This is a genomic window from uncultured Escherichia sp. (assembly GCF_948475835.1).
Classification (GTDB): Bacteria; Pseudomonadota; Gammaproteobacteria; order Enterobacterales; family Enterobacteriaceae; genus ECMA0423.
Genome location: NZ_CAOLGM010000199.1, coordinates 1 through 4855, shown reverse-complemented (window position 1 = coordinate 4855; position 4855 = coordinate 1). Strand labels below are relative to the sequence as shown.

Sequence of the window (4855 nt, the reverse complement as noted above, 5' to 3'; positions counted from 1 at the left end):
CGGAAACTTTATCTGCTGGCGTCAGTGGCAGGTTATTTTGCCAGGCGGCAGGCTTGCTGAACTCCAGCGGTTTTCCGGCGGGGGCGGGTGGGCGATCGTTCCCTTTAAACCAGCTAAGCAAATCGGCATGCGCAGCGTGAGGCAAAGAAAGTGCAGCTGCGCTGATGCCCAGTGCTTTTAACACCTGCCGACGCTTCATAAAGAATACCGACTCGGCCGTAACATCTGATTCTTTTAAAAATTGATTCTTTTTCATAAGCCATCACACTTTTTTGTCGTTAGCCAGCAAGAGCCGTTTACTGTTAATCTGTCAGGGAGTGTCCTCCCTAACAGTAGCAGAGATCTGCTTTTACATATTTATGCTTTAACTGCCACGATAGGTTGAATACCCATATTGGCTAAGTAATAAAGGCACATGATAATGCTCGTTCACTTTATTAATATGAAATTCAACGGGGATCTCAGGGAAGAAACTTTCAAGATTTTGTTTCTTGAAATAGTCCCCGGTTTTAAATACGACACGGTAATCGCCAGTAGTCGCAGTTTGCTCGGGCCACAGTGCCTTAATTCGTCCATCCTTATCTGTTTTGGCGGTATTAAGTTGTAACCAGCCGTTATCCGCCTTCTTTTCAAGAGTGACTGTCACGTCAGCAGCGGGTTTTCCGGTTTGCTGGTTCAAAATGTGCACGCTAAGAATGTTTTGTTGTGCGGCATAAACCAAAGAAGGTAATGAAAATGCTGCCGTTGCTACCGAGAGTACTAAATAACGCTTTAACATGTTTATATCCTTGTCATGTGAATGAGTTTTGAGGATAGCGAAAAAGCGGCCAGGGTAACCTTACAGCAGCATTACAATTTTGTAATGAACCAGGCTGTTTCTATAACATATGATTTATGGCATATTATTTTCATGAAGATTTTACTTATTGAAGATAATCAAAGGACCCAGGAGTGGGTAACGCAGGGGCTTTCCGAAGCGGGTTATGTCATTGATGCCGTTTCTGATGGCAGAGATGGGCTTTATCTTGCGCTGAAGGATGATTATGCATTGATCATTCTGGATATTATGCTTCCGGGTATGGATGGCTGGCAGATCTTACAAACGTTAAGAACAGCAAAGCAAACCCCTGTTATTTGCCTTACTGCAAGGGATTCTGTCGATGACAGAGTCAGAGGGCTGGACAGTGGAGCAAATGATTATCTGGTAAAACCTTTTTCATTTTCTGAGTTGCTGGCAAGGGTTCGGGCACAATTAAGGCAACATCACGCTCTGAATTCATCATTAGAAATCAGCGGCTTAAGAATGGACTCTGTCAGTCAAAGTGTGAGCAGGGACAATATCAGTATTACACTGACGCGCAAGGAGTTTCAGTTACTTTGGCTACTGGCCTCCAGAGCTGGCGAAATTATACCCAGAACGGTTATTGCGAGTGAAATTTGGGGAATCAACTTTGATAGTGATACCAATACGGTGGATGTCGCCATTCGCAGGCTCCGCGCAAAAGTTGATGATCCTTTTCCTGAAAAGCTAATCGCCACAATCCGGGGGATGGGCTATTCATTCGTAGCGGTAAAAAAATAATGAAAAGATTGTCTATAACCGTCCGTTTAACCTTGCTTTTTATATTGCTGCTGTCTGTTGCTGGCGCTGGAATTGTCTGGACTCTCTATAATGGCCTGGCAAGTGAGTTGAAATGGCGCGATGATACAACACTCATTAACCGGACAGCGCAGATCAAGCAGTTGTTAATTGATGGGGTAAATCCAGATACGTTACCTGTATACTTTAACCGGATGATGGATGTTAGTCAGGATATCTTGATCATTCATGGTGATGGCATCAATAAAATTGTTAACCGGACAAATGTCAGTGATGACATGTTAAATAACATACCTGCTAGTGAGACAATCAGCGCAGCTGGCATTTACAGAAGCATTATTAATGACACTGAGATTGATGCTTTACGAATTAATATTGATGAAGTTTCGCCATCATTAACGGTTACTGTGGCTAAATTGGCTTCAGCCAGACATAACATGCTTGAACAGTATAAAATTAATAGCATTATAATTTGCATTGTCGCCATTGTACTTTGCTCAGTATTAAGTCCGCTGTTAATCAGAACGGGATTACGAGAGATCAAAAAGTTGAGTGGTGTAACGGAAGCGCTGAATTATAACGATAGCCGGGAGCCTGTTGAGGTTAGCGCATTACCGAGAGAACTAAAACCTCTTGGGCAGGCGTTGAATAAAATGCATCAAGCCTTAGTCAAAGATTTTGAACGCCTAAGTCAATTTGCTGACGATCTCGCTCATGAACTTAGAACGCCCATTAATGCATTACTGGGTCAGAATCAGGTTACGCTCAGTCAAACCAGAAGTATCGCTGAATATCAAAAAACAATTGCCGGTAACATTGAAGAGCTGGAAAATATTTCGCGGTTAACAGAGAACATACTGTTTCTTGCCCGGGCAGATAAAAACAATGTTTTGGTGAAACTGGACTCGCTTTCTCTCAATAAGGAAGTCGAAAATTTGTTGGATTATCTTGAATACCTTTCAGACGAGAAAGAGATTTGCTTTAAGGTCGAGTGCAATCAGCAAATCTTTGCGGATAAAATTTTACTGCAACGAATGTTATCGAATCTTATTGTTAATGCCATTAGATATTCACCAGAAAAATCGCATATTCATATAACCAGTTTTCTTGATACCAACGGCTATCTTAATATTGATGTCGCCAGTCCTGGAACGAAAATTCATGAGCCTGAAAAACTCTTCCGTAGATTTTGGCGGGGAGATAATTCGCGTCATTCCGTAGGTCAGGGACTTGGTCTTTCTTTAGTCAAAGCGATTGCCGAATTACATGGGGGAAGTGCTACGTATCACTATCTCAATAAGCATAATGTGTTCCGGATTATGTTACCGCAAAGAAATTAACATAGGGCTTCAGTACGCCATAAATCAACCATGAAAAAACGCAGCCACGTCGTGAGTATTAACGTGGCTGCGATTGATTATGCGCTTACATTCATACGTAACAGGGATTAACCCGCATAAGCTGCCAGCATTTCCTGCGCCGCCAGTTTACCCAACGCATTCGCTGCGAAAGGACTGTCGCCGGTGAGAAGTTTACGGTCCTTATGTACTCGCCCGGTGATGTCGTCATTAATGATGTTCATGCCCATTTTCTTCAGCTCTTCGCCGAAGTACCAGGTGAGATGACCTGGCATATAGCCAATATCTGGCGTTTGTTTGTCTGCGGCGTCTGGGAATGCGCAAATGGAATAACCATTCAGTGGGTTATCGCCGTGGCGAAGCGCCAGAAAAGCCGCCGGGCCGTGGCAAAGGGAGATAACAAAACGGTCATTTTTGATTGCCCACTGTAAAGCGGCAGCTACGTCCTGGCTTTCAGGTAAACCAATAAGTGCGCCATGACCACCAGGAACAAAGATTGCTGCATATTCGCTATCAGCGTTGAGGCTGGCGACAACATCCGCGAGTTTCTTCGGATTGCGGAACAACGATTTATGCTGCTCAAAGAATGGCATTACTTTTTCATCTTTGTGCGGCATAGCCCAGTATTCAAACTTGGTCATCAGACCGGAAATGGTCGCCACTTCGAATTCGAAACCTGCAGCATGGAGATGATACAACGGCAGCAACGTTTCAATCGGATGGTTACCGGTCGAGAACAGTTTTCCGTTATCGGTTGGCAAATAACGTTCGTCTGCGGCGATCACCAGAATTTTATGTTTACCGCGATACGGTTTTGGATAGTCCACGCCATCAAGATCAGAGACAGGACTGGTATATTGGCTAAGCGAATATTCTGAAGGGAAGAATGCATTATCTTCAGCAATATCGACCTGCGGATTTTTACTTGTTTGAACAGTCATAGTGTATTCCTTATTGTTGCTTAGTTAGGGTAGTCACTATATTTGCGACTGAGCTGGTCGCTATTTTTAACCAGGCTGGAAAATTGAGTCAATATATCGAAAGCGGTAGTCGGCGGGTGTAAGTATGTAATGATGATGCTGCACTGGTGTTGAATATTATTCACGCCAAATTTTCCTTATTGAGCAACGTCGTCGCAAGTGGCCTCAATTATTTTAGACCATTATCAGAGGTACGGGGCGACGGGGAGAGATTTAGTGCTGTGGAATATTGTGGTGCTGATGAATATTTATATCCCGGATTGGTAGAGAAAAAGCTTATTTCATGCACTATTTTTGCAAATATTTCTATATGGGAGGCGGTTTTGTTGCAGATTAATTCATAAAGAAATGCATTTGGGTCTTGGCTGGAAGAGTCGCTGGTAGATGTTATTGTGCCAGCAGGGGCAGGGTAAGGTGCTGTATCGATATGCATTGGCAATTGCGTGTGCCGCAGATGGAGATGAAATGCCAATAAAAAAGCCTGAATTCGATGAGGGACGAACTCAGGCTAGTGTTTAGTTTTACAGTAACACGCCGCAGCACGTTGGCTGATTAGAACTGGTAGACTAAGCCCACACCAACAACGTCATCTGTTGCGATGCCATTGTTGTCATAGAAATCGTCATCTTTATCCAACAAGTTTATTTTATAGTCAACATATGTTGAGAAGTTCTTATTGAAATAGTAGGTCGCTCCAATTTCAACATAGTTGACCAGATCCTGATCAACATACTCTTGATGACCATTGTTGTTATAGTCGTTACCGCCGAGGTCTTTGCCTTTTGAATAAACATATGCAAGAGATGGGCGCAGACCAAAATCGAACTGATACTGTGCTACTGATCCTACCCACGTAATATGGACACAGGCCTAAGCGAGGTTCTTGTTTTCAAATTGTTCCGGACTGAGGCCGCCAC

The 4855-nt window shown here is 43.4% G+C and carries 4 protein-coding genes and 2 pseudogenes; 2 read left to right on the top strand and 4 right to left on the bottom strand.

All coding sequences use genetic code 11. The annotated features are described in order from the left end of the window. Positions 1–256: pseudogene (locus QZF50_RS22585) on the bottom strand (mononuclear molybdenum enzyme YedY); the annotation flags it as partial. Positions 257–364: 108 nt separating this feature from the next. Further along, a complete protein-coding gene (gene hiuH / locus QZF50_RS22580) occupies positions 365–778 on the bottom strand; it encodes a hydroxyisourate hydrolase (protein ID WP_000920127.1) in 414 nt (137 codons plus the stop codon). Positions 779–910: 132 nt separating this feature from the next. Here hiuH and hprR point away from each other — a divergent pair, with 132 nt between their 5' ends. Then, complete coding sequence (hprR, locus tag QZF50_RS22575; protein ID WP_001362894.1) at positions 911–1582, top strand: response regulator transcription factor HprR; 672 nt, start codon at positions 911–913, stop codon at positions 1580–1582. Further along, positions 1582–2940 carry a two-component system sensor histidine kinase HprS gene (gene hprS, locus QZF50_RS22570; RefSeq protein ID WP_000826741.1) on the top strand — a complete coding sequence of 453 codons (1359 nt, stop codon included), beginning with the start codon at positions 1582–1584 and terminating at the stop codon, positions 2938–2940. The genes hprR and hprS overlap by 1 nt, the downstream gene beginning before the upstream one ends. 107 nt (positions 2941–3047) lie before the next feature. Here the strand turns inward: hprS and hchA are convergent, their stop codons facing one another. Both hchA and QZF50_RS22560 read right to left on the bottom strand, forming a co-directional pair. Next, the gene (gene hchA / locus QZF50_RS22565; protein WP_000218204.1) at positions 3048–3899 is read right to left on the bottom strand and encodes a glyoxalase III HchA; all 852 of its coding nucleotides are present in this window, start codon (positions 3897–3899) and stop codon (positions 3048–3050) included. Between the two features lie 591 nt (positions 3900–4490). Then, positions 4491–4778: pseudogene (locus QZF50_RS22560) on the bottom strand (porin); the annotation flags it as partial. Between the last annotated feature and the right edge of the window lie 77 nt (positions 4779–4855).